The organism is Streptomyces sp. GL_141, assembly GCF_057834385.1.
This window is the reverse complement of record NZ_CM174402.1, coordinates 2804932-2827686: the sequence shown is the minus strand read 5'-3', so window position 1 is coordinate 2827686 and position 22755 is coordinate 2804932. Positions and strand designations below refer to the sequence as shown.

General features: G+C 72.8%; 16 protein-coding genes. 5 read left to right on the top strand and 11 right to left on the bottom strand.

Annotated features, from left to right (window positions below):
• Positions 1-67: 67 nt before the first annotated feature.
• The 5 genes from AC3IX6_RS11920 (at position 68) to moeZ (ending at position 5835) form a co-directional block, all read left to right on the top strand.
• Complete coding sequence (locus AC3IX6_RS11920) at positions 68-1813, top strand: DUF3492 domain-containing protein (protein ID WP_489370097.1); 1746 nt, start codon at positions 68-70, stop codon at positions 1811-1813.
• Positions 1810-2712, top strand: coding sequence for a hypothetical protein (locus AC3IX6_RS11915; RefSeq protein ID WP_489370096.1), 903 nt, complete (start codon positions 1810-1812; stop codon positions 2710-2712). The genes AC3IX6_RS11920 and AC3IX6_RS11915 overlap by 4 nt, the downstream gene beginning before the upstream one ends.
• A gap of 109 nt (positions 2713-2821) precedes the next feature.
• Entirely contained in the window at positions 2822-3838 is a 1017-nt protein-coding gene (locus AC3IX6_RS11910; protein WP_489370095.1) for an NAD-dependent epimerase/dehydratase, read from the top strand.
• Entirely contained in the window at positions 3826-4578 is a 753-nt protein-coding gene (locus AC3IX6_RS11905; RefSeq protein WP_489370094.1) for a spherulation-specific family 4 protein, read from the top strand. The genes AC3IX6_RS11910 and AC3IX6_RS11905 overlap by 13 nt, the downstream gene beginning before the upstream one ends.
• 78 nt (positions 4579-4656) lie before the next feature.
• Entirely contained in the window at positions 4657-5835 is a 1179-nt protein-coding gene (moeZ, locus tag AC3IX6_RS11900) for an adenylyltransferase/sulfurtransferase MoeZ (protein WP_327254829.1), read from the top strand.
• A gap of 82 nt (positions 5836-5917) precedes the next feature.
• On the opposite strand, the gene AC3IX6_RS11895 is transcribed toward moeZ, so the two are convergent.
• The 11 genes from AC3IX6_RS11895 to AC3IX6_RS11845 form a co-directional block, all read right to left on the bottom strand.
• Entirely contained in the window at positions 5918-7495 is a 1578-nt protein-coding gene (locus AC3IX6_RS11895) for an alpha/beta hydrolase (RefSeq protein WP_489370093.1), read from the bottom strand.
• Positions 7496-7573: 78 nt separating this feature from the next.
• Positions 7574-10108 carry an ABC transporter permease gene (locus tag AC3IX6_RS11890; protein WP_489370092.1) on the bottom strand — a complete coding sequence of 845 codons (2535 nt, stop codon included), beginning with the start codon at positions 10106-10108 and terminating at the stop codon, positions 7574-7576.
• Between the two features lie 104 nt (positions 10109-10212).
• The gene (locus AC3IX6_RS11885; protein ID WP_489370091.1) at positions 10213-10989 is read right to left on the bottom strand and encodes an ABC transporter ATP-binding protein; all 777 of its coding nucleotides are present in this window, start codon (positions 10987-10989) and stop codon (positions 10213-10215) included.
• A gap of 246 nt (positions 10990-11235) precedes the next feature.
• On the bottom strand, positions 11236-12486 hold the full coding sequence (locus AC3IX6_RS11880; RefSeq protein ID WP_489370090.1) for a sensor histidine kinase: 1251 nt from the start codon (positions 12484-12486) through the stop codon (positions 11236-11238).
• Positions 12487-12491: 5 nt separating this feature from the next.
• The gene (gene cseB, locus AC3IX6_RS11875) at positions 12492-13232 is read right to left on the bottom strand and encodes a two-component system response regulator CseB (RefSeq protein ID WP_489370089.1); all 741 of its coding nucleotides are present in this window, start codon (positions 13230-13232) and stop codon (positions 12492-12494) included.
• Positions 13233-13429: 197 nt separating this feature from the next.
• Entirely contained in the window at positions 13430-14809 is a 1380-nt protein-coding gene (gene hemG / locus AC3IX6_RS11870) for a protoporphyrinogen oxidase (protein WP_489370088.1), read from the bottom strand.
• Between the two features lie 67 nt (positions 14810-14876).
• Positions 14877-16118 (bottom strand): TIGR04053 family radical SAM/SPASM domain-containing protein, encoded by a 1242-nt coding sequence (locus AC3IX6_RS11865; RefSeq protein WP_489370087.1) that lies wholly within the window; start codon positions 16116-16118, stop codon positions 14877-14879.
• Positions 16115-16840, bottom strand: coding sequence for a respiratory nitrate reductase subunit gamma (narI, locus tag AC3IX6_RS11860; protein WP_489370086.1), 726 nt, complete (start codon positions 16838-16840; stop codon positions 16115-16117). Before narI ends, AC3IX6_RS11865 begins: the two co-directional genes overlap by 4 nt.
• Positions 16840-17538, bottom strand: a complete 699-nt coding sequence (gene narJ / locus AC3IX6_RS11855; protein WP_489370085.1) for a nitrate reductase molybdenum cofactor assembly chaperone — start codon at positions 17536-17538, stop codon at positions 16840-16842. The genes narI and narJ overlap by 1 nt, the downstream gene beginning before the upstream one ends.
• Positions 17539-17549: 11 nt before the next feature.
• Complete coding sequence (narH, locus tag AC3IX6_RS11850) at positions 17550-19079, bottom strand: nitrate reductase subunit beta (protein WP_489370084.1); 1530 nt, start codon at positions 19077-19079, stop codon at positions 17550-17552.
• 2 nt (positions 19080-19081) lie between these two features.
• Complete coding sequence (locus AC3IX6_RS11845; RefSeq protein ID WP_489371419.1) at positions 19082-22744, bottom strand: nitrate reductase subunit alpha; 3663 nt, start codon at positions 22742-22744, stop codon at positions 19082-19084.
• Positions 22745-22755: the final 11 nt, after the last annotated feature.

Sequence of the window (22755 nt, the reverse complement as noted above, 5' to 3'; positions counted from 1 at the left end):
AGTTCGTATCCGGCGGGTCGCCGGACCGACGGAGACCGCCTGAAACGGGAGATCGGGGGTGCCACTCGTGCGGATCGGACTGCTCACGGAAGGTGGTTATCCGTATGCGACGGGGGAAGCGAGGCTGTGGTGCGACCGGCTCGTGCGCGGGCTTCCCCAGCACGAGTTCGAGCTCTACGCCCTGAGCCGCAGCGCCGAGCAGGAGGAGCGCGGCCGGGTGCCGCTGCCCTCCCACGTCACCCGGGTGCGGACCGCCCCGCTGTGGGCGCCGGCCGATGACGGGCGCAGCTACCGGCGCCGCGAGCGCCGCCGCTTCGCCGCCGCCTTCACGGAGCTGGTCCGCGGGATCTGCGGAGCCGACCCCGCACGGTTCGCCGACGGGCTGTACGGGCTCGCCGCGCTCGCCTGGGAAGAGGGCGGGCTGTACGCGGCACTGCGCTCGGAGACGGCCGTACGGGCGGTGGAGTCCGCCTGTCGCGCCCCCGAGGCGAGCAGGGCCGTACAGCGGGCGCAGGTCGCGGACCTGCTGGAGTTCGTGGACGAACTGGAGCGGATGCTGCGGCCGTTGTCCCTGGACTGGTACGAGGACCTGCGCGAGGTCGACGTCTGCCACGCGGCGGCCGGCGGAGTGGCGGCGCTGCCTGGGCTCCTGGCCAAACGCTTCTTCGGAGTGCCGCTCCTGGTCACCGAGTACGGGGTCCAGCTCCGGGCCCACTATCTGGAGCACTCCGCCCGGGACGAGCGGCCGGCCGTACGGGCCCTGCTCGCGGCCTTCCACACCCGGCTGGCCGGCGAGATCTACTCCCAGGCCGACCTGCTCACCCCCGGCAACGCGCACGCCCGGCGCTGGCAGGAACGCTGCGGAGCCTCCCGCGAACGGCTGCGCACGGTCTACCCCGGGATGGAGGCGGACCGATTCGCCGCAGTGGGCGAGGACCCGGCGTGCGGGGACCCGCACACGCTGGTCTGGGTCGGCCGGGTGGACCCCGCCAAGGACCTGATCGCCCTGCTGCACGCCTTCGCCGAGGTGCGCAGGGCCGAACCGCGCGCCCGGCTGCGGATCTTCGCGACCGCGGTGGGCAGTGCGGGATCCGGCGGCACCGCCGGGGCGGGGAACCACGCGGTCGGGCACGGCTACCTGGCCGACTGCCGCTCGCTCGCCGCGCAGCTCTTCCCCGACGAGGCCGCCGACGCGCACGCGGTCGGCGAGAACCCGGTCACCTTCGAGGAGATCGGCGGACCCGACGCGCCGTCCCCGGCCCACGCGTACGGCTCCGGGCGGGTGGTGGTGCTCTCCTCCGTCATCGAGGGCTTCCCCATCACCCTGGCCGAGGCGATGTTCTGCGGCCGGGCCACCGTGTCCACCGACGTCGGCGCCGTCGTCGAGGTGATCGGCGGGACCGGTCTCGTGGTGCCGCCGCGCAATCCGCGCGCGCTCGCCGAGGCCTGCGTCACGCTGCTGCGGGACCCCGAGCGGGCCCAGCGGCTCGGTTCGGCCGCCCGGGCGCGGGCCCTCGAACTCTTCACCGTCGAGCAGAACGTCGCCGCCTTCCAGGAGTCGTACCTGCGGCTGCTGGCCCGCGGCCCGGCCCGCCCCGACGGCACCGGGGTGCCCTTCGAGCAGCCGCCCGAGGCCCGCGTCCCCGGCCACTGGGCCACCCCCACCTGGGCCACCCCCCATCCCGAAGCCGCGTCCGCGTCCGCGTCGGAGCAGACCGCCCCGGCCGGCACCGTCGCCCCGGGTGCGGGAACGGCACCGGACCCGGTCATGGTGCCCGCCGCGCGTGCCGCGAGTCCGGAGGCCTCCGCATGACCGTGCCCCTGGACGAAGCCATCCCCCCTCTGGACCCGCCCCCGCCGCGCAGGGCCCGCTCCGGCGGGGACCCCGTCAAGGCCCTGCTCCACCGCCACCGGGAGCTCTGCGAGCACGCCGTGGACCCGCTGGAGATCGCCGCCGGGCTGGAGGCGCACGGCATCACCGACCGCACCGCCGCCCGGTTCCGCCACCGCGACGTCTTCTCCCTCGCGGAGGAGCTCTACGCGCGGACCCCCCGCGACGGGACCCCGCCCGCCCCGCCGGCCGGGATCCCCGACCGCGCCAAGGCGGTACGGGGCTTCGGCTACGCGCTGCTGCCCGGGGCCCTCGCCCTCGGCGCGGCCGCCGCCGGCGTGCCCTGGGCCGGAGCCCTGGCGGTGCTCGTCACCGTCGCCGCGCTCGGCCGGGCCGCCGGGGGCCGGTTCCCCGCCGCCGTGTACCTGCTGGCCGCCTCCGCCCTCGGCTGGGCCGTCCACCGCCACGGCACCCCGCTCGGGGTCGCCCTCGCCGTGACCGCCGCCCCCGGACACCTGGCCGGCGCCGTCTTCGCGGCCCGCGCCCGGCGCAGGCTCGCCGGGAGCCGTGCCCTGGAGGACTTCGCCGACGGGGTGAGACCCCTGCTCCTGGGGACGCTCGCGCTGTACGCCGCGGCCGCCGCGGGGGCGGCCGCACTGGCCGGGACCCCCCTGGCCGTGGCCGTACCGCTCGCGCTGCTGCTCCTCCTGACCCGGCTGCTCCTCGGCCACGGAGCCCCCCGCGGAGCCCTCGCGGCCGCCCTGGCCCTCGTCCTCGCCCTGCTCCCGGTCCCGGCGGCGCCGCTCGCCGCCGCGGCGGGAGTGCTCGTACCCGCCGTCCTCGCGCTGTCGCGGGCCTCCGCGCACGCGCAGCGGCCCTGAATCCTTCGGAAGCAGACACCGAAGCGCCCTACCCCCCACCCCCGATCCACCCATCCAGCAAGGAGACACAGGACATGACCGGCCAGCCAACCAACCAAGGGGCCGCGCGATGAGGGTGTTGCTGATCGGAGCCAACGGATACCTCGGGCGCTACGTCGCGGACCGGCTGCTCGCCGACCCCGCGGTCCAGCTCACCGCGCTCGGCCGCGGCGACGACGCCGACGTCCGCTTCGACCTCGCCACGGGCAGCCCCGGCGCGCTCACCCGGTTCCTCGACGCCGTCCACCCGGGCGTCGTCATCAACTGCGCGGGAGCCACCCGCGGCGGTGCCCGCGAGCTGACCCGGCACAACACGGTCGCCGTCGCCACGATCTGCGAATCGCTGCGCCGCAGCGGCTGCGGCGCCCGGCTCGTCCAGCTCGGCTGCGCCGCCGAGTACGGGCCCAGCCAGCCCGGGTCGTCCACGGCCGAGGACGCCGTCCCCAGACCGGGAGGGCCGTACGGAGTCAGCAAACTGGCCGCCACCGAGCTGGTCCTCGGCTCCGGGCTGGACGCCGTCGTCCTGCGGGTCTTCTCGCCCGTCGGCCCCGGCACCCCCGCCGGATCCCCCCTCGGCCGGCTCGCCGAGGCCATGCGGCGCGCGATGCAGTCCGGGGACGGCGAGCTCAAGCTCAGCGGGCTCGGCGTGCAGCGCGACTTCGTCGACGTACGGGACGTGGCGCGGGCGGTGCACGCCGCCTCGCTGTCGGCGGCCCAGGGCGTCGTCAACATCGGCACCGGCCGGGCGGTCCGGCTGCGCGACGCGGCCGGCGTGCTGGCACGGGTCGCGGGGTACGGAGGCTCGCTGCACGAGATCGACGTACCGCAGCACGCCCAGCACCCGCAGGCGCACGGGCACCCCGGCCGGCCCGCCGGGCTCGCCGCCATCGGCTCCCCGCGCTCCGAGGCCACGGCCGAGCAGCTCGCCGCCGCGACGGCCCAGCCGCCCTACCCCTACCCGGACGGGTGCGGAGCCTGGCAGCAGGCGGACGTCCGTACCGCCCGCGACCGGCTCGGCTGGCGGCCGCGGATCAATCTGGAGGAGTCCCTGGCGGACATCTGGATGGAGGCGGCGTGCCGCATCTGACCACCCCGCCGGCCGCCGGCCAGGCGGCCACGGAGGCGGGCCGGCTGGGATTGGGGGTCCCCGGGTACGCGCATCCGCTGCTGGCCCCGGTGGAGTGGGCCGAGCTGACCCGGCCCGGCACGCCGCTGCACTGGTCCGTCCTGAACGTGACGGACGGGCCGGGCGGCCGGCCCGACCCGCACTGCACGGAGGCGGCCGCGAAGCTCCGTAGGGCGGGCGGCGCGGTCCTCGGGCATCTCGCGATGCGAGACGGGGAGCGGTCGTTCGGGGAGCTGGTCTCCGACGCCCACCGCTTCCGCGACTGGTACGGGGCCGACGGCTTCTACCTCGCGGACGCCCCGGCCGGGAAGGCGGAACTGGCCTCCGTGCGCCGGGTCGCGGACACCCTGCGGGGACTCGGAGAGGGCCTGCGGATCGTCCTCGGACACGGCACCCACCCCTATGAGGGGTACACGGAAACCGCCGACCAGCTGGTCACCTTCTCCGGAACCTGGGCGGACTACCGCTGGTCGCAGGTGGCGGAGTGGACGGCGGACCATCCGCCCGAGACGTTCTGCCACCTCGTGCACGGAGTCCCGCGCACCCACCTGGAGGAGGCGCTGCGGATCGCCCGCTGGCAGGGTGCGGGGACCATCTGGTTCACCGACCGGCGCGGGGCCGCCGACCGGGATCCGTGGGCGTCGATGCCCGGGTACTGGGACGAAATCGTCTCGCGGATCGGACCGGGTGTCTTGGAATGAAGAAGGGCGTGGCAGTGTTACGGGACAGAACAACCTTTACATGCTCCCCGCAAACGCGGGGATGACCCTGGAGTGCCCGTGTCGCTGCCACCCTTGGTTGAGCCAGCCGCTGAGCTCACCGTTGACGAGGTCCGCCGGTACTCCCGGCACCTGATCATCCCGGATGTCGGGATGGACGGCCAGAAGCGCCTGAAGAACGCCAAGGTGCTGGCCGTGGGTGCCGGCGGCCTCGGCTCGCCCGCCCTCATGTACCTGGCCGCGGCCGGCGTGGGCACGCTGGGCATCGTGGAGTTCGACGAGGTCGACGAGTCGAACCTGCAGCGCCAGATCATCCACAGCCAGGCGGACATCGGCCGTTCCAAGGCCGAGTCGGCCCGCGACAGCGTGCTGGGCATCAACCCGTACGTGAACGTGGTCCTGCACGAAGAGCGGCTCGAAGCCGACAACGTGATGGAGATCTTCAGCCAGTACGACCTCATCGTCGACGGCACGGACAACTTCGCCACGCGCTACCTCGTGAACGACGCCTGCGTGCTGCTGAACAAGCCGTACGTCTGGGGCTCGATCTACCGCTTCGACGGCCAGGCCTCGGTCTTCTGGTCCGAGCACGGCCCGTGCTACCGCTGCCTCTACCCGGAGCCGCCCCCGCCGGGCATGGTCCCGAGCTGCGCCGAGGGCGGCGTGCTGGGCGTGCTCTGCGCGTCCATCGGGTCCATCCAGGTCACCGAGGCCATCAAGGTCCTCACCGGCGTCGGCGAGTCGCTGGTCGGCCGCCTGATGATCTACGACGCCCTGGAGATGCAGTACCGCCAGGTCAAGGTCCGCAAGGACCCCGACTGCGCGGTCTGCGGTCCGAACGCGACCGTCACCGAGCTCATCGACTACGAGGCCTTCTGCGGCGTCGTGTCGGAGGAGGCCCAGGAGGCCGCGCTCGGCTCGACGATCACTCCCAAGCAGCTCAAGGAGTGGATCGACAACGACGAGCCGATCGAGATCATCGACGTCCGCGAGATCAACGAGTACGAGATCGTCTCGATCCCCGGCGCGAAGCTGATCCCCAAGGGCGAGTTCCTGATGGGCACCGCCCTGGCGGACCTGCCGCAGGACAAGCGCATCGTCTTGCACTGCAAGACGGGTGTCCGCAGTGCGGAAGTCCTCGCGGTCCTGAAGTCCGCGGGCTTCGCGGACGCGGTCCACGTCGGCGGCGGCGTCATCGGCTGGGTCCACCAGATCGAGCCCGAGAAGCCGGTCTACTAGTAGCCGGTCCACCGGCAGTCACCCGGAGGGGCCGTACTTCGCTCGCGCGAGGTGCGGCCCCTCCGGCGTGCCGGGCTCCCGCCTAGACGGGCGAGGTCGGCGCCGGGGAGGCGGACGCCGTGCAGACCGTGCCCGCGCCGGGCACCTTCCCGTCGAGCAGGTAGGAGTTGACGGCCTGCTGCACGCAGGGGTCGCCGCTGTTGTAGGCGCCGTGCCCCTCGCCCTTGAAGGTGAGCTCCACGCCGACGCCGGGGCCGAGCCGTTCCACCATCTTGCGGGCGCCCTCGTACGGGGTCGCCGGGTCACCGGTGTTGCCGATCACCAGGATGGGTGCCGAGCCGGGGGCGGAGACGTCCGGGGTGTTCCAGGCGCCGGCGACGGGCCAGTCGGTGCAGCCCATCATGGCCCAGCCGAGGAAGTCCCCGAAGACGGGCGAGGCGGCGCGGAACTCGGGCAGCTTCGCCTTGGTCTGCGCGAGCGTGTAGCGGTCCTTGGAGTCGGCGCAGCTGATGGCCGTGTTGGCCGACCCGATGTTGCTGTACGTGCCCTTGGGGTCGCGGCCGTTGAGGGCGTCCGACATGGCGAGCAGCAGCTGCCCCTGGCCGCCCTCGGCCTCGTCCAGGCCCTGTTCCAGCAGCGGCCAGGCCTCCTTGGAGTACAGGGCGAAGGCGATGCCGTTGGTCGCGGCGTCCTCCGTGAGCAGCCGGTCGCCGGAGCCGGGGATGGGCTTGGCCGCCAGCTCCTTCTGGAGCTTGATGATGTTCGCCTCGATCTCCTTGGCGGTGCTGCCCTGCAGCTGGCAGGAGTCGCCGCGGTTCACGCAGTCCTGGGCGAAGTTGCCGAGCGCGAGCTGGAAGCCCTTGGCCTGGCCCAGGGCGCCCTCCTCGGAGTTCTTGGTCGGGTCGACCACGGCGTCGAAGACGGCCCGGCCGACGTTCTTGGGGAAGAGGTGGGCGTAGACCCCGCCGAGCTCGGTGCCGTAGGAGATGCCGAAGTAGTACAGCTTCTCGTCACCGAGGGCCTGGCGGATCCGGTCCAGGTCGCGGGCCGCGTTCTCGGTGCCGACGTGGGGCAGCACCTTGCCGGACTTCGCCTCGCAGGCCTCCTTGTACTTCTTGGAGGTGGCGACGAACTGCTTCTCCTCCTCCGGCGTCGAGGGGCTGGAGTCGGCGGCGTAGTACGCGTCCAGCTGTTTGTCGTCCTCGCACAGCACGGGCGCGCTGCGGCCCACCCCGCGCGGGTCGAAGCTGACGAGGTCGTACCGCTCGCGCAGGGCCGCGTACTCCTTCGCCGCGCCGGGCAGGGTGGTGATGCCGGAGCCGCCGGGGCCGCCGAAGTTGAAGACGAGCGAGCCGATCCGCTTGTCCTCGTCGCGCGCCTTGGCCCGGATCAACGCCAGGGGGATCGTCTCCCCCTCGGGCTCCGCGTAGTCCAGGGGCACGTCGAGGACGGCGCACTGCCAGTCCTTGCCGGGGACCTGCCCGGCGCCCTCGGCGGGGGTGGGGGCCTGGCACTCCCCCCACTTCGGTTTCTTGATGCCCTGGGCGGCGCCGTCCTTGCCCCTCTTCTCCTTGCCTCCGCCGTCGGAACAGGCACTGGTGGCGAGCAGCGCGGCGGCAGCGGCGGCGGCAGCGGCGACCCGCAGGGCGTGTGTGGGCATGCCTTCATCCTGTGCGCGCCTCGCGCACCCCGCCCCCGCGCTGACCCATCCGGGTCACGGGGCGGGGCGCGCGATCGGTCACTGGGCGGCCGTGGCGGCCGGGATGTCGACGGCGGCGGCCCGGCGGGCCGGCCAGAGGGAGGCGAGCAGGGCGCCGGCCATGGCGATCAGCACCCCGAGGGCCAGCTGTCCCCAGGGGATGACCAGGGCGTATCCGGCGACGCTCTCCTGGAGGGTGTTGCCGAGGGCCCAGCCCGTGAAGATGCCCAGGGCGGTGCCGACGGCCGCGCCGAGGGCGCCGATGAGCAGGGCCTCCATGCGGATCATCCGGGTCACTCCGGCACGGTCCAGGCCGAGGGCGCGGAGCGTGCCGATCTCCTTGCGGCGTTCGAGCACGGACATCGCGAGGGTGTTGGCGATGCCCAGGGCGGCGATCACCAGGGCCATGCTGAGCAGGGCGTAGAAGATGTTGAGCTGGTCGCCGATGCCGCTGGTGTCCTCCGCCCGGATGGCCTCCTTGTCGAGGACGGACAGGGCGGGGTTGTCGCCGAGCGCCTTGACGACGCTCGCGAGCTGGGTCCGGCCGGGTCCGCCCGGGGTGGCCACGACGATCGAGTCGGTGTGCGGGGTGGAGTCGAAGCGGGCGACCAGGGAGTCGGGTGCGGTGATGCTGGGCAGCACCTTGCTCTGTTCGTCGGCGTGGTAGATCGCGCCGATGGTGACCTCGCCCTGCTGGTCGAGCCGCTTCACGGGGAGGTTCTGGCCGACCTTCCAGCCGTTGGCCCTGGCCTTGTAGTCGGCGACCGCGACCTTGCCCCGGGCGAGGCTGTCGAGGGAGCCCGAGGTCACCTCGTAGCGCAGGAGGCGGCCGATGGCGGCGGGGTCGACGCCGGTCAGGACGGAGGGGATCCCGCCGATCTCGTACTCGGTGGACTGGTTGAGCGGGCTGTAGGTGGCGCCGGTCAGCTTCTTGAGGGGCTCGGCGGTGGCGGGGGTCAACCCCCGCTCGCCCGCGGTGCCCTGCACCAGGTAGTCGGCGGTGATGTCACGGGTGGTCGCGCCGTCGAGGTACTGAGTGGCGGAGGCGCCGAGGACGGAGAGGCCCGAGGCGAGCGCGAGGGCGATGGCGAGCGCGGCGGCGGTGGCGCCGGTACGCCGCGGGTCGCGCACGGTGTTGCGGGCGGCGAGGTCGCCGTGCACCGGGCTGAAGCGGAGCAGCAGCGGCCGGAGCAGGGCGGTGAACGGCCGGGACAGGAGCGGGATGAGGCCGATGGCCCCGGTCAGGGTGAGGGCGGCGCCGAGGCCGATGACGGGTCGGGCGTCCGTCGCGGCGGATGCCGTGAGGGCTCCGTACAGCACGGCGGCGGTGCCGGTGAGCACCAGCGCGGTGCTGACGCCCGTGCGCAGGGAGCCGACCCGGGCGGGCTCGGCGGGCTCGGCGGCGCCGAGTGCGGCGACGGGCGGGATGGCCATGGCCCGGCGGACCGGCACCCAGGCGGCGATCACGGGCAGGGCGGTGCCGACGAGCAGCGCGATGATCACGGTGGCGGGGGAGAGGACCAGCGGCGCGGCCGGGGCTTCGGCGGAGGAGAAGAGGGCCTGGAGCAGGGCGGCGACGCCGGTGCCGGCCAGGATGCCGGCCACGGAGGCGATCAGGCCGACGAGGACGGACTCGGTCAGCAGGATGCGGCGCACCTGCTTGCGGGTGGCGCCGACGGCCCGCATCAGGGCCAGCTCCCGGGTGCGCCGGGAGACCAGCATGGTGAAGGTGTTGGAGATGAGGAAGGTGGCCACGAACAGGGCGACCGCCGCGAAGCCCACCATGATCTGGCTCAGGGTGTCGCTGTCGCTGGAGGCCATGTTCGCCTGGATCTGGGCGAGCCGGGCGCCGGTGATCGCGGCGGTGTCCTTGGGGATCACCGCTTCGACCCGGCTGAGGAGCTGTGTCACGTCGGTGCCGGGTGCGGCCGTGATCTCGATGTTCTTGAACCGGCCGGGCTGGAGGTACAGCCCCTGTGCGGTGGCGTTGTCGAACAGCACGAGGCTGCCGCCGGGGGAGAGCTTGGAGGCGTTGGTGCGGAAGGTGCCGCTGAGCTCGTAGGACTCGGCGCCGGCGCTCGTGCCGACGCGGACGGTGTCACCGACGTGGTAGCCGCCCTTGGCGGCGGAGGCCTCGTCGAGGGCGACGGTCTTCCCGCCGACCGGGCCGGACCCCTCCTCGAACGCGTAGGCCGGGTCCGTTCCGTCCTTGCCCGGGGCGAAATTGCCGCCCTTGCGGAAGGTGCCGTTGCCCAGCAGCCGGCCCTCGGGGTCGGTGACGGCGGCGAAGCCGTCGACGCGCCCCGCGGCGGCCGCGACGCCCTGGACCCCGGCGAGGGTGGCCGTGGTGCCGGCGTCGAGGGTGGCGGGCGGGGCTCCGGGCACGGTGTTGGGCGAGACGTCGATGGAGATGCGGTCGAAGCCGGCGCTCACCCGGTCGGTGGCGGCCTGCTTCAGGCTGTCCCCGTAGACGAGGCTGCCGGTGACGAAGGTGACCCCGAGCATGACCGCGAACGCGGTCATCAGGAGGCGGGCCTTGTGCGCGAGCACGTTGCGCAGGGCGGTACGGAACATGGGGATGCGGATCCTGGGGGGCGGGCCCGGGGGAGCGGGCGGGCGGACGGCTGGTGCGGTGCGGGAACCCGGTGCGGGGTGCGCGGTGCGGGAGCGCGGCGGGGTCAGCTCGTACGGAAGCGGGCGTCGAACGCCTTCATCCGGTCCAGGACCCGGTCCGCGGTGGGCCGGGTCATCTCGTCGACCAGGCGTCCGTCGGAGAGGAAGACCACGCGGTCGGCGTAGGCGGCGGCGACCGGGTCGTGCGTGACCATGACCACGGTCTGGCCCAGCTCGCGCACCGAATCGCGCAGGAAGCCGAGGACCTCGGCACCGGCACGGGAGTCCAGGTTTCCGGTGGGCTCGTCGCCGAAGATGATCGCGGGACGCGAGACCAGGGCCCGGGCCACCGCCACGCGCTGCTGCTGCCCGCCGGAGAGCTGTCCGGGCCGGTGGCCGAGGCGATCGGCGAGGCCGGTCATCGCCACCACGTGGTCGAGCCACTGCCGGTCGGGCTTCCGGCCGGCGATGGTCAGCGGCAGGGTGATGTTCTCCAGCGCGGTCAGCGTCGGCAGCAGGTTGAACGCCTGGAAGATGAAGCCGATCCGGTCGCGGCGCAGCCGGGTGAGCTGCTCGTCGTTCAGGGAGCCCAGCTCGGTGGTGCCGATGCGGACGGAGCCGGAGGAGAAGGAGTCGAGCCCGGCGGCGCAGTGCATCAGGGTGGACTTGCCGCAGCCGGAAGGGCCCATGATCGCGGTGAACTCGCCCTCTCGGAAGGAGACGCTGACGTCGTCCAGGGCGACGACCCGGGTGTCGCCGCTGCCGTAGACCTTCGAGAGGCCGGCGGTGGCGGCCGCGATGCCGGTCGGCGTGTGGAGCGGGGCAAGGGGGGCGGCGGTCACGGGGACTCCTCTTCGGCGCGGGAAGCTGCACTTCGAAGGGTGTCCGGGGGACGTATCGGGGCCCGGGCCGCCGGGTATCGGGGGCCGCTCCGGTGTGTATCGGTCCGGTAGCGGGTGGGCTGCCGCTGCGCGGGGCGAGGTCCCCTACCCGCCCTTCCACCGTTCCCCGGGCTGCGCCCGGACCCCCTGGGGCTCCGCCCCGGACCCCGCGCCTCAAACGCCGGCGGGGCTGGATAGGGGCGGTCGTCAGCCCGGCAGGTGCAGGGCGGCGACGGCGCCGCCGTCCGGGGCGTTGGCGAAGCGGAGTTCGGCGCCGAGCACCAGGGCCTGGCCCGCGGCGATGGTCAGGCCCAGGCCGTGGCCCGTACCGCGCTCCGCCCGGCCCGTGTGGAAGCGGCGGGGGCCCGCGAGGAGCAGGTCCGCGGGGAAGCCGGGGCCGTGGTCCCGTACGACGACCGTGGAGCCCTCCACGGTGACCCGTACCGGGGTCTGCCCGTGCCGGTGGGCGTTGACGACGAGGTTGCCGACGATCCGTTCGAGGCGGCGCGGGTCGGTCTCCACGCTCTCGGCCGACGGGGAGACCTCGACCTCGGTGGCCAGTCCGGTGCGCGTCACGGCCTCGGAGACGACCGCGCCGAGCGGAACCCGGTCGCGGACCGGCAGTTCGGCGCCCGCGTCCAGCCGGGAGATCTCCAGGAGGTCCTCGACCAGCCCGCGCAGATCGCGCACCCGCGCCCGGAGCATGTCCTCCGTCTCCCCGGCCGGCAGCAGGTCGGCGGCGGCCAGCAGACCGCCGACGGGCGTGCGCAGTTCGTGGGCCACGTCGGCGGTGAACCGGCGCTCGTCGCGCAGCTTCCGGCCGAGGGTGTCGGCCATGAGGTCGACGGTCGCGGCGATGTCGTCCAGCTCGTCGCGGCCCGCGGTGATCCCGCTCCGGGCGTCCAGGTCGCCGGCGGAGATCCGGCTCGCGGTCTCGGAGACCCGGCCCAGCCGGCGGCCGAGCAGCCCGGCTCCGTAGATCGCCAGGGGGGTGGCCGCGGCGAGGGCGAGCAGGGAGGCCACCGCCATGGTGGCGTCGAGCCGGCCCAGGTCGTGGCGCTGCCCGTTCGTGTTGACGGAGTAGGCCAGTACCGGGCTGCCCGGTTCGCCCACGCGCTGAGCGGCCCAGACGGTCGGCCCGCTGTTCCCGTGGACGTGCGCGTCGTAGGCCGTGTGCCGGTCGCCGTCGCCCGGATCGCGCAGCGAGGCGGGCAGTCCGGCCGGATCGAGCTCGGCGCCCTCGATCAGGGTTCCGGTGCGCCGGTAGGTGTCCATGGCCGAGTACACGGCGTTGAAGGCCTGCATCTCGGCCCGGCTGCGGATGTCCGATGCGGTCCAGAGGTGTACGAGGACGCCCACCACCGCCGCGACCAGGCACGCCGTGGCCGCGGCCAGTGCCGCGATCTTCCAGCGCAGGGGGACGCGGCGCGGACGCGGTCCGTCCTCGAAGGGGGTCACCGGTCTCAGCGCCTGAGCTTGTAGCCGAAGCCGCGGACCGTTTCGATCCGGTCCCGGCCGAGCTTGCCGCGCAGCCGCTGCACGCACAGGTCCACGACCCGGCTGTCGCCGTCCCAGCCGTAGTCCCAGACGTTGCGCAGCAGGGTGTGCCGCTCCAGCACGATGCCCGGGTGGGCGGCGAACTCCAGCAGCAGCTTCAGCTCGGTCGGGGTGAGCGCCACCGGGGTTCCGCCGACGGCCACGTCCAGGCCGCCGGTGTGCAGGGTCAGGTCCCCGAAGGTCAGCAGCTCGCCCTCGGACGGTCCGGGTTCCTGCGCCGTGGCGTGTCCGGCCGCCGGTGCGGGGGCGTAGGTGGCGCGCCGCAGCAGCGAGCGGATGCGGGCCACGAGCACGTTGGTGTCCACGGGCTTGACCACGTAGTCGTCCGCACCGGCCTCCAGACCGGCGACGATGTCCAGCCCGTCGCCGCGGGCCGACATCATCAGGACGGGGACCAGGCTGGTCTCCCGGACCTTGCGGCACAGGCCGATCCCGTCGAGGCCGGGCAGCATCACGTCGAGGATCAGCAGGTCGAATTCCTCGTCGCGGAAGGATTCGAGGCCGGTGAGTCCGTCGGCGGCGGCCCGCACCGTGTACCCGTAGCGCTCCAGGGAGACGGTGAACGAGCGGCGCATCAGCTCGTCGTCCTCCACCAGCAGCACGCGAACGGGTCGCGGAGCGGCGGGAGCCGGGGTGGGGGAGGACACGGGGACGACTCCTGTTCGGCGGGCGGGTGCGGACGGGTACCGATAAAGAACGATAGGGCCGCGGCAGCCGTGAATCCGGCGGCCACGGCCCCGCGGGCCGATCGGATGAAGAGCCGAGCGCCTGCTGATACCCACCCGATACGTAGGCCCGCGCGCCACGAAGGCTGCGTCCTACGCCTGCGCCCTACGCCTGCACCCTACGGTTGGGCCAGGACCTGCTTCGCCGCCGCGCGCCCCGTCGCGACGCAGGCGGCCACGCCCACGCCCTCGTACGCGGCTCCGCACAGGGCGATGCCGGGGAGCTTGCCGGCGGCCTCGCGGATGCGGGCGACGCGTTCGCGGTGCCCGACGCCGTACTGCGGCAGGCCCCGGTCCCAGCGGGTGACGCGGGTGGCCAGGGGTTCTCCCATGGGGCCCACCGCGTGGTGGAGTTCGGCGATGGCCGAGCGGACCAGGTGGCGGTCGGGGCGGCTCAGCAGCTCGTCCTCGCCGATGCGGCCGATGGAGGCGCGCAGCACGAAGGTCTCGGGGGCCGAGTCGTGCAGCCAGGACCACTTGTTGGAGAGGAAGGAGGCGGCCTTCAGGGTGTGGCCGTCGACCGGCGGGACCAGGAAGCCGTTGCCCTCGGGGAGGAAGTGGGCCTGCGCGCGGGAGAAGGCCATGGTGATGACGGCCGTCGACGCGTGCGGGATCGAGGAGAGCTCGGCCTCGGCGAGCGGGGAGTGCGGGCGCAGCAGCTCCGCCGCCGCGAAGGCGGGCAGGGCGAGGATCACCGCGTCGGCCTCCATCGTCAGCGCGCCGTCGCCGGTCATCGCCTGGACGCGCCAGCGGCCGTCGGCGACCCGCTGGAGCGAGCGGGCCGTCGTCCCGGTGAGGATGCGGGCTCCGCAGGCTTCGGCGACGGCGGCGGGGAAGCGCCCGGTGCCGCCGACGACGCCCTGGACGGCCACGGCCCCCGAGCGGGGGGCGCCGGCCGCGCGCATCCGGCGCAGGGCCGGGAGGAGCGGGGTGCCCTGTTCCGCGAGGGCCGCGATCCGGGGCATGGCCGCGCGCAGCGAGAGCCGCTCGGCGAGGCCGGCGTAGACCCCGCCCAGCATGGGTTCGATGAGCCGGTCCACGGCCTCCTGGCCGAAGCGGCCGCCCAGGTACTCGGTGACCGAGCAGTCCTCGGTGAGCGGGGTGGCCGGGAGGGTCTCCTCGGCGGCGACCCGCCGGACGCCCTCGGGGGAGAGCAGTCCGGTGCCGATCAGCGCGGCGGGGTCGGTGGGGACGCCCATGACGTGTCCAGCGGGCAGCGGGCGCAGGGCGCCGTTGGTCCAGATGGTGGTGGCGGCCTTCGCGGGATCGCAGAGGGCCTCGCCGAGTCCGACGGCGGCGGCCAGTTCCACGGCCTCCGGGCGCAGGGCCATGAGGGACTCCGCGCCCTCGTCGACGGTGATGCCGGCGATGGTGCCGGTCCGGAGCTTCCCGCCGACCTTGGCGTGGCTCTCCAGGACGGTCACATCGGCCTGGCCGCGCAACTGCCACGCGGCGGCCAGGCCGCTGATGCCGCCACCGATGACGATCACTGAACGCATTGTGTTCTCCCGTGGCCGGAGCCGTGGTCGATATGTTCCCATATGAAACTTATGGGAACGGGGTGAGTCAGCGCCTCATGCTTTCGGCCAAAGCCCTGAGGTCCTCCTGATGGGGGAAGCTGCCGGGCTCGTACGCGCAGTACGGATCCGCTTCCAGCACGTCGCGCGTGAACCCGTACGCCCGGGAGCGCGAGCCCCCGCACACCGTCTTGAACTCGCACGCCCCGCACTTCCCGCGCAGCAGCGAGGGGTCGCGGAGCTTGGTGAAGAGCGCCGAGCCCCGGTAGATCTCGGTCAGCGGGTGGTTCTTCACGTTGCCCGCGGAGAGCGGCAGGAAGCCGCTGGGGTGCACCTCGCCGGTGTGCGAGATGAAGACGAAGCCGCGGCCCGAGGAGACGTCCATGGGCGGCCGGCGCACGGCCCGCCGCTCCCCGTCGAAGACTCCCAGCGTGCGGGCGCGGGCCGTCAGGCGCTCGTGGAGCGGGCCCAGGACGGGCCGCTCGCCGCGCGCGTCCAGGATCGTGCGCTGCAGGACGACCCGCCGGAAGTGGTGGCCCTCCGTGGTCTTGGTGGCCATCACCGCCCCGCAGTCGTAGAGGAAGTGCAGGACGTCCTCGATCTCGGCGGCCGTCAGGGAGTCCAGCTGTTCCCCGCGTCCGGTCGGGACCAGGACGAAGCCCGACCACAGCATCGCGCCCTCGCGCTTGACCAGCGCCGCGATGTCGGCCAGGTCCTCCAGGCTGTCGCGGGTGACCGTGGTGTTGATCTGCACCTTGAGACCGAGCTCCCGGGCGGCCCGCCAGCCCTCCAGCGTCCAGTCGTAGACCCCGGGCACCCCGCGGAAGGCGTCGTGCCGCTCGGCCGTCGAACCGTCCAGGGAGAGCGAGAGCGCGATGGCCCCCGCTTCCCGCACCGCTACGAGGTTCTCCCGGGTCAGCGTCGGCGTACCCGACGGGGACACCGCCACCCGCAGGCCGAGCGAGGTCCCGTACGCGATCAGGTCGGTGAGGTCGGCGCGCTGGAAGGGGTCCCCGCCGGTGATCACGAACAGCGGGCTGGGCTTGCCGAACTCGGCGATCTGGTCCATCACCCGGCGGGCGTCCGCCCCGTCTAGCTCCTCGGGATGGCGCAGGGTCTGCGCCTCGGCCCGGCAGTGCAGACAGGCCAGCGGGCAGGCCCGGGTGGCCTCCCAGATGACGATGAAGGGCCGCTCGGACACCGCGTGGCGGGGGCTGCGGACGACCGAGTGGGCGGGGCGGGCATGCGCGGGGCCGGGGCGGGGATCCACGGGACGGGGGCGGGGATTCAAGAGACCCGCTCCCAGCCGCGCTTGCTCGGGCGGTTGGCGAGCTGCTTCGGGTCCCGCTTGCGGTAGACCACGTACGGCCGGAACAGGTACTTCACCGGTACGGAGAAGGCGTGCACCAGTCGCGAGTACGGGATCAGTGCGAACAGCGTGAAGCCGAACAGGATGTGCAGCTTGAAGGCGAGCGGGGCGCCCGCCATCAGGTGGTAGTCCGGGGTGAAGGTGAACAGGCTTCGGAACCACAGCGAGATGCCGTCGCGGTAGTTGTAGTCGTTCGTCATGCCGGTCGAGTTGAGGATCGTGGCCGTCAGGCCCAGCACCATCGCGCCGAGCAGGAACGTGTACATCAGGTGGTCGCTGCGCAGCGTCGCCCGGCGCACGGCCGGCACCTTGAACCGGCGGTAGACCAGGATCCCGATGCCGGCGGCCGCCGCGACGCCCGCGACCGTGCCGGTGGAGACGGCCATCAGGTGGTAGGCGTGGTCGCTCAGGCCCACCGCGTCGGTCCAGCTCTTGGGGATCAGCAGGCCGACCACGTGGCCGAGGACCACGAAGAGCATGCCGAAGTGGAAGAGCGGCGAGCCGATCCGCAGCAGCCGCGACTCGTGCAGCTGCGAGGAGTGCGTGGTCCAGCCGAACTTGTCGAACCGGGCCCGCCAGACCGTGCCCGCGATCAGCAGGGCGATCGAGACGTACGGCAGTACGCCCCACAGGAGGAGGTCCATCAGGCGGGCATCCTTTCGGAGGCGGTCGAGTGGGCCGTGGCGGGCCAGGGGAGGTCGGTCGGAGCGGCCGAGGGGAAGTCGAGGGGCATGTCGAGGCCCGGCCCGAAGGGCTCCAGCGCCGAGCCCGCACCGACCAGTTCCTGCGGCGGCCCGTTCTTCGCGAGGGCCTTCGCCTCCGCCTTGGTCTCGGGGGAGGGCCCCGGCAGCGTCGCGCAGACGGCTTCCAGGATCCGGGCGTACGGGGACCCGGACTCGGTGAGCGCCAGGCGCAGCAGCTCCAGCCCGGCCCGGTGCTCCTGGAGCAGCTCGGTGCCCGCCTCCTCCTCGCGGGCGGCGAACTCCAGGGCCACCGGCAGGAAGTCGGGCAGCTCCTCGCCCGCGAACTCCAGCCCGAAGTCCCGGTAGATCCGCTTCAGCCGGACCAGGGACAGCCCGCGCCGCCGGGTGTCCCCGTCGACCCACCAGGTGAGGTAGAGGCAGCGCCGGTTGCGGGTGTCGAAGGTCGAGGTGTACTGGGAGCACAGCTCGATCGGGGTCTGCCGCTCGGCCTCGTCGAGGAACGCCCCGAGGAGTCGGGCCGGTTCGGCGGGCGCCCCGGCGAGGGCCGCACGGAGCCGCGGGAGTTCGTCGTGGAAGTAGTCGCCGGGGTACTGCAGTACGCAGCCGGCGACCAGCCGCACCAGTGCATCACCACTCATCGGATGCCGGATCACGGACGCCTCCTCGTATCACCGAGATTGAGCATCACCCGGGGTTCGGGCAGCGCGCCGACCGGGCAGCCCTGGTCGGCATCGCCCAGCGGGTGGGAGTCGGCCAGCGCGTCGGCCTCGGCCCGCGCGGCGCTGGGGACCACGAAGCGGTCCTCGATCTTGGCGATGGCGAGGAGGCGGAACATGTCCTCCATCTCCTGCCCGGACAGCCCGACGGCCCGCGCGATCGACTCGTCGCGCTCCCCGCCCAGGTTGACGCGGCGCATGTAGGCGCGCATCGCGGCCATCCGGCGCAGCACCGCCTCCACGGGCACGGTGTCGCCGGCGGTGAGCACCTCGGCGAGGTACTCGACGGGGATGCGCATCGCCTCGATGGCGCCGAACAGGTTCCCGGCGTCCTCGCCGTCGCTGCCGGTGGCCGCGACCGCCTCGACGACGGGGGAGAGCGGCGGGACGTACCAGACCATCGGCATCGTCCGGTACTCCGGGTGGAGCGGGAGGGCCACCTGGTAGGTGGCGATCAAGTCGTAGACCGGGGAGTCGCGGGCCGCGTCGAGCCACTCGTCGGTGATGCCGGCCGCACGGGCGGCGGCGATCACGGCGGGGTCCGCGGGGTCCAGGAAGCACTCCACCTGGGAGGGGTACAGATCGTGCTCGTCCTCGACGGCGGCGGCCTCGGCCACCTTGTCGGCGTCGTAGAGCATCACGCCGAGGTAGCGCATCCGGCCCACGCAGGTCTCCGAGCACACGGTCGGCATGCCGACCTCGATGCGCGGGAAGCAGAAGGTGCACTTCTCGGCCTTGCCGGTCTGGTGGTTGAAGTACACCTTCTTGTACGGGCATCCGGTCACGCACATCCGCCAGCCGCGGCACTGGTCCTGGTCGACCAGGACGATGCCGTCCTCCTCGCGCTTGTACATCGCGCCGGAGGGGCAGGAGGAGACGCACGCGGGGTTGAGGCAGTGCTCGCAGATCCGCGGCAGGTAGAACATGAAGCTCTGCTCGAACTCGAAGCGGATCTTCTCGCCGACCTCGTCGCGGATCTTCTCGATGATCGGGTCCTGCGGGGCGTGCGTGGGCGCGCCGCCGAGGTTGTCGTCCCAGTTCGGACCCCACTCGATCTTGTCGATGGGCTCGCCGGTGAGCTGGGAGACGGGCCGGGCGGTGGGCATGTCGTCGCCCGCCGGGGCCTCGGTGAGGTTCTTGTACTCGTAGGTCCAGGGCTGGTAGTAGTCGTCGATCTCCGGCAGGTCCGGATTCGCGAAGATCTTGCCCAGCTTGGCGAGGCGGCCACCCGCCTTGAGGCGGAGCTTGCCGGAGCGGGTGCGCTCCCAGCCGCCCTTCCACTTCTCCTGGTCCTCCCAGCGGCGCGGGTAGCCCTGGCCGGGGAGGGTTTCGACGTTGTTGAACCAGACGTACTCGGTGCCCTGCCGGTTGGTCCACGCCTGCTTGCAGGTGACCGAGCAGGTGTGGCAGCCGATGCACTTGTCGAGGTTCATGACCATCGCCACTTGAGCCATGACACGCACGATTAGAACTCCACCTTCTGGTCGCGGCGGCGGATGACCGTCACCTCGTCGCGCTGGTTGCCGGTCGGGCCGAGGTAGTTGAAGGCCCAGGTCAGCTGGGCGTAACCGCCGATGAGGTGGGTGGGCTTGAGCATCACCCGGGTCAGCGAGTTGTGGATGCCGCCGCGGCGGCCGGTCTTCTCCGTCTTGGGGACGCCGACCGTGCGCTCCTGCGCGTGGTTCATGTAGACCGTGCCGGGCGGCATCTTGTGGGAGACGATCGCGCGGGCGGTGATCACGCCGTTGCGGTTGACCGCCTCGATCCAGTCGTTGTCCGCGACCCCGATGGCGTCGGCGTCCTGCGGGGACATCCACACGGTCTGGCCGCCGCGGCCCAGGGTCATCATGTAGAGGTTGTCCTGGTACTGGCTGTGGATCGCCCACTTGTTGTGCGGGGTCAGGTACCGGACGGCCACCGACTTGGCCTTCTCGTCGACCGTGCCGAGCTCGGGCTCCCCGTACAGGGTGTGCATGTTCAGCGGAGGCTTGTACACGGGGAGGGACTCCCCGACCTCGTGCAGCCAGTCGTGGTCGATGAAGAAGTGCTGGCGGCCGGTGAGGGTGTGCCAGGGCTTGAGGTGCTCGGTGTTGACCGTGAAGGCCGTGTACCGGCGCCCGCCGGCCTCGGAACCCGACCACTCGGGCGAGGTGATCACCGGGACCGGGCGGGCCTGGGTGTCCGCGAAGGTGATCCGCTTGCCCTCGGCCTCGGCGGCCAGGTGGGCCATCGGGGTGCCGACCTTCTTCTCCAGCGTCTCGAACCCCTGCGTGGCGAGGCGGCCGTTGCTGGTGCCGGACAGCGAGAGGATCGCCTCGCAGGCCTGCTGCGCGGTCTCCAGGCGCGGGCGGCCGTCGGCGACGCCGCCGCGGACCGTGCCGTTCTTCGCGCCGAGGTAGGCCACTTCCTCGCCCACGTCGAAGGTGATCGCCTTCGTCGTCACGCCCAGCTCGTCCACGAGCGGGCCGAGCGCGGCGAACTTCTCGCCGACCGCCCCGTAGTCCCGCTCCACGACCGCCAGGTTGTACATGGTCCGGCCCGGTACGGGCTCGCACTCGCCCTTCGACCAGTCCAGCGCGACCCCGCCGGGCTGGGCCATCTCGCCGCCCGGGGTGTCGTGCTGGAGGGCGGTGGCGACCAGGTCCTTGCGCACGCCCAGGTGGGTCCCGGCGAGCTCGCCGAAGCGCTCGGCCAGGCCCTTGAAGGCGTCGTAGTCCGAGCGGGCCTGCCAGGGCGGGTCCACGGCCGGGGTGAAGGCGTGCAGGAAGGGGTGCATGTCCGTGGAGGACAGGTCGTGCTTCTCGTACCAGGTGGCCGCCGGGAACACCACGTCGGACAGCAGCGTCGTGGAGGTCATCCGGAAGTCCATGGACATGAGCAGGTCGAGCTTGCCCTCCACGTCCTCCTCGCGGTACGTCACGTCCTTGGGCGTGCAGCGCGGCCCGTCCTCGGGCAGGTTGGAGTGGGTGCCCAGCAGGTGCTTGAGGAAGTACTCGTTGCCCTTGGAGCTGGAGCCCAGCAGGTTGGCCCGCCACACGTTGAGCACGCGCGGCCAGTTCCCCGGGGCGTCCGGGTCCTCGCCGGCGAAGCCGAGTTCGCCGCTCCCCAGCTGCCGGACCGCTTCCGCGACCGGGTCCTCGGCCTCGCCGAGCTCCAGCGGGTTGCGGTCGAAGGTCGGGTACGAGGGCATCCAGCCCATCCGGGTGCTCGCCGCCAGGCAGTCCGAGCCCGTCATGCCCTCGAAGGCCCCCTTGGCCAGCGGGGAGGCCAGCGCCTCCGCCGGGAGGGTGTCGTAGCGCCACTGGTCGGTGTGCAGGTAGAACCAGGCCGCGCCGATCATCTGGCGCGGCGGGCGCGACCAGTCGGAGGCCGCGGCCAGCGTCGCCCAGCCGGTGACCGGACGGCACTTCTCCTGGCCGACGTAGTGGCCCCAGCCGCCGCCGTTGCGGCCCTGGCAGCCGGTGAGGGTGAGCAGGGCCAGGAAGGAGCGGTAGATGGTCTCGGAGTGGAACCAGTGGTTGGTGCCCGCGCCCATCAGGATCATGCAGCGGCCGTTGGACTGCTCGGCGGTCTGCGCGAACTCCCGCGCCACGCGCGCCGCCTGGGCCGCCGGGACCGAGGTCAGCGACTCCTGCCAGCCGGGGGTGCCCGGGGCGCTCGCGTCCTCGTAGCCGGTGGGCCACACGCCGGGCAGACCCTCGCGGCCGACCCCGTACTGGGCGAGCATCAGGTCGAAGACGGTGGTGACGAGCTTGCCGCCCAGCCGCCGTACGGGCACACCGCGGCGGATCGTGCCGCGCGGCTTCCCGTCCTGGTCCACACCCTGTTCGTCGTCCTCGAAGCGGGGGAGGACGATCTCCACGCTCTCGTCGGCGGTGCCGTGCAGGGTCAGGCGCGGGACGGTGTCGCCGAGTTCGAGATTCCACTCCGGCTTCTCGTTCTTGCCCCAGCGGTGGCCCAGCGTGCCGTTCGGGACGACGACCTCGCCGGTCGTGTCGTCGATCAGGACCGTCTTCCACTGCGCGTTCTCGCCCGCGTCCGGGAGATCCGTCTGACCGAGATCGGCGGCGGTGACGAACTTCCCGGGAACCAAGCCCTGTTCGGTTTCGCTGAGGGAAACCAGGAAGGGCAGGTCCGTGTACTGCCGGACGTAATCCGTGAAGAAGGGGGTCTGCTTGTCGACGAAGAATTCCTTGAGGATGACATGGCCCATCGCGAGGGCCAGCGCACCGTCCGTCCCGGGGTGCGGGTGCATCCATTCGTCGGCGAATTTGGTGTTGTCCGCGTAATCCGGGGAAACGGTGACGACCTTCTGGCCCCGATAGCGGGCCTCGGCCATCCAGTGGGCGTCCGGGGTGCGCGTGACGGGGACGTTCGAGCCCCACATCATCAGGTACGCGGCGTCCCACCAGTCGCCCGACTCCGGGACGTCCGTCTGGTCGCCGAACACCTGCGGAGAGGCGACCGGGAGATCGGCGTACCAGTCGTAGAAGGACAGCATCGGCGCGCCGATGAGCGAGTGGAAGCGGGCGCCGGCCGCGTGCGAGGCCATCGACATCGCCGGGATCGGCGAGAAGCCGGCGACCCGGTCCGGGCCGTGCTCCTTGATCGTGTGCACGTGCGCGGCGGCGACGATCTCCGTCGCCTCCTCCCACGTCGCCCGCACCAGCCCGCCCTTGCCGCGCGCCTGCTGGTACGCACGCCGGCGGACCGGGTCGGACTGCACGTCGGCCCAGGCCTCGACCGGGTCCCCGAGGCGCGCCTTGGCCTCGCGGTACATCTCCAGCAGCGTGCCGCGCACGTACGGGTAGCGCACCCGGGTGGGGGAGTAGGAGTACCAGGAGAACGAGGCGCCGCGCGGGCAGCCGCGGGGCTCGTACTCGGGGCTGTCGGGGCCCACGGAGGGGTAGTCGGTGGACTGGGTCTCCCAGGTGATGATCCCGTCCTTGACGTAGACCTTCCACCGGCAGGAGCCCGTGCAGTTCACGCCGTGGGTGGAGTACACGACCTTGTCGTGGCTCCACCGGTCCCGGTAGAAGGCCTCCGCGGCGCGGCCGCCGGTGTGGTGGACGGTGCGCAGGTCGTCGGAGACCTCGGCGGTCCTGAAGAAGCTGCCCGCCTTGATCAGCGATTCGACGG

What these genes read in the sequence shown, in the direction of transcription:
- AC3IX6_RS11915 (WP_489370096.1), top strand. Translation starts at nt 1,810, where the DNA reads ATGACCGTGCCCCTGGACGAAGCCATCCCCCCTCTGGACCCGCCCCCG.
- AC3IX6_RS11910 (WP_489370095.1), top strand. Translation starts at nt 2,822, where the DNA reads ATGAGGGTGTTGCTGATCGGAGCCAACGGATACCTCGGGCGCTACGTC.
- AC3IX6_RS11895 (WP_489370093.1), bottom strand. Translation starts at nt 7,495, where the DNA reads ATGCCCACACACGCCCTGCGGGTCGCCGCTGCCGCCGCCGCTGCCGCC.
- AC3IX6_RS11890 (WP_489370092.1), bottom strand. Translation starts at nt 10,108, where the DNA reads ATGTTCCGTACCGCCCTGCGCAACGTGCTCGCGCACAAGGCCCGCCTC.
- hemG (WP_489370088.1), bottom strand. Translation starts at nt 14,809, where the DNA reads ATGCGTTCAGTGATCGTCATCGGTGGCGGCATCAGCGGCCTGGCCGCC.
- narI (WP_489370086.1), bottom strand. Translation starts at nt 16,840, where the DNA reads ATGGACCTCCTCCTGTGGGGCGTACTGCCGTACGTCTCGATCGCCCTG.
- narJ (WP_489370085.1), bottom strand. Translation starts at nt 17,538, where the DNA reads ATGAGTGGTGATGCACTGGTGCGGCTGGTCGCCGGCTGCGTACTGCAG.